At 67.3% G+C, this 1,635-nt stretch carries 1 protein-coding gene; it reads right to left on the bottom strand.

What is annotated here, in order from left to right; all coding sequences use genetic code 11:
• Nucleotides 1–151 precede the first annotated feature (151 nt).
• Nucleotides 152–1,540, bottom strand: coding sequence for an IS1380 family transposase (locus ACTOWL_RS37845; protein WP_441326463.1), 1,389 nt, complete (start codon nucleotides 1,538–1,540; stop codon nucleotides 152–154).
• Nucleotides 1,541–1,635 lie beyond the last annotated feature (95 nt).

The following is a 1,635-nucleotide window of genomic DNA, read 5'->3' as shown; positions in this document are numbered from 1 at the left end:
CCTGGATATCTCACACTTGGCCGGGGGGAGGAGGAGGTTGCCGCGGGATAGCCGGGGTTATTGAGGAGGTCGCACGGCCAGGGCCGCGGGAGCGGCTGGCTGGGGTTCGACGGTGTTTCGGTGCTGTTGAAGGGCGGGTTTGGCGGGCGCGTCAGGCGGCGAGGGCGGCGAGCCGGGCGTAGGCGGTGGCCCACTCGCGGCGCCAGGGATGGACGGAGGCCATGGCGATCTTGATGCGCCGGACCGAGATCCTGACGAGTGCGCCGATCTTGAAGAGCTTCAGGCGCAGCGTGCCGCAGGCGGCCTTCTCGAACTGGGTGTCCTTCAGGCCGAGGCGGCGAAGCGCGCAGGTGAGCACGTAAGCCATGGAGGCGAACCACAGGCGCAGCTGGTTGGCTCTCATGGTGGCGCTGGAGGTGCGGTCGGCGAACAGGTCGAGCTGGCACTCCTTGATGCGGTTTTCCATGTCGCCCCTGGCGCAGTAGAGCTGCTCGTAGAGCGGCTGGGCTTGCCAGGCCTGGGCGCTGAGCGAGGTGACCACGAAGCGCGGATTGTTCTCGCCCTGGGTGACCTCGGCCTTGCCGATGACGCGGCGGGTACGGCTCCAGGCCTTCTTGCGGGGCCGATAGCTGAAGTCCTTGAAGCGGCGGGCGGGCCGGCCCTCGTCGGCCTGGGAGGCGGCCCGGGCCTGGTCGAGCTCGGAGCCGATCTCGGCCACCAGGCGCACGTTGCCCTGCAGACCGAACAGGAAGTCGATGCCGTTCGCCTCGCACCAGGCCATCAGGGCCTCACGCGCGAAGCCGCTGTCGCCGCGCAGAATGATCTTCACCTCGGGCCAGCGCGCGCGGACCCTGCCGACGATGCGCGCGATCTCCTCCACCGACCCGGCCGCCGCGTCCTGGTTGGCGGTGCGCAGCTTGGCCGCCAGCAGATGGCGGCCGCAGAAGACGTAGAGCGGCAGGAAGCAGAAGCAGTCGTAATAGCCGTGGAAGAAGCGCCCCTCTTGATCACCGTGCAGCGGATCGTCGGTGGCGTCCAGGTCGATGACGATTTGGTCCGGCGCGGTCTCGTGCGCCTCCAGGAAGAGGTCCACGAACAGCCCCTCGATCGCCTCGGCCCGATAGCTGATCTTCTTGTAGCGGCTGGGCTCGGGCCGGCTCAACTCCAGCCGGTTCAGGGTGCTCTTGCCCGCGACCGGGGCGCACTTCTTCTGCCGCACCGGCTTCAGCTTGCCGGCCAGCACCGCCATCACCGGGTCATGGCGCAGATGGTCGTGGTCGTTCAGGTCCTCGTAGCCCAGCGCGATGCCGAACACCCGCTGGCCGACCAGCGTCCTGACCTCATGCTCGATCAGTCCGGGGGCGCGGAAGTCCTCAAAGCAGCCGGCGAAGCGGCTCACCAGCCTGATCGCCCGATCCGCCAGGCCAAGCAGCAGCGCCCCAGCGTCCGAGGTGATGCTTCCCCCATCGAACCCCGCCACCACTGCGCGCTTCTCGACTGCTGCAAACTCGAACAGTTCCGCGCTACACTCTGTCTGCATCGGGGCAATCCTCGAATCTGAGTTAAGCTGTTCCAGCACAACAACTTTCTCAGATCCAAAGCCCCGATGCACCCCTCACTTGTGAGACTTCCAGG

Source organism: Inquilinus sp. CA228, from assembly GCF_052078665.1.
Taxonomy (GTDB): domain Bacteria; phylum Pseudomonadota; class Alphaproteobacteria; order DSM-16000; family Inquilinaceae; genus Inquilinus.
Note: the sequence above shows the minus strand (reverse complement) of the source record. Positions and strands in the feature narration are given on the sequence as shown.

Bases quoted from the DNA above. Each gene is read 5' to 3' on its own strand.
- ACTOWL_RS37845 (WP_441326463.1), bottom strand. From the start codon at position 1,540: ATGCAGACAGAGTGTAGCGCGGAACTGTTCGAGTTTGCAGCAGTCGAG.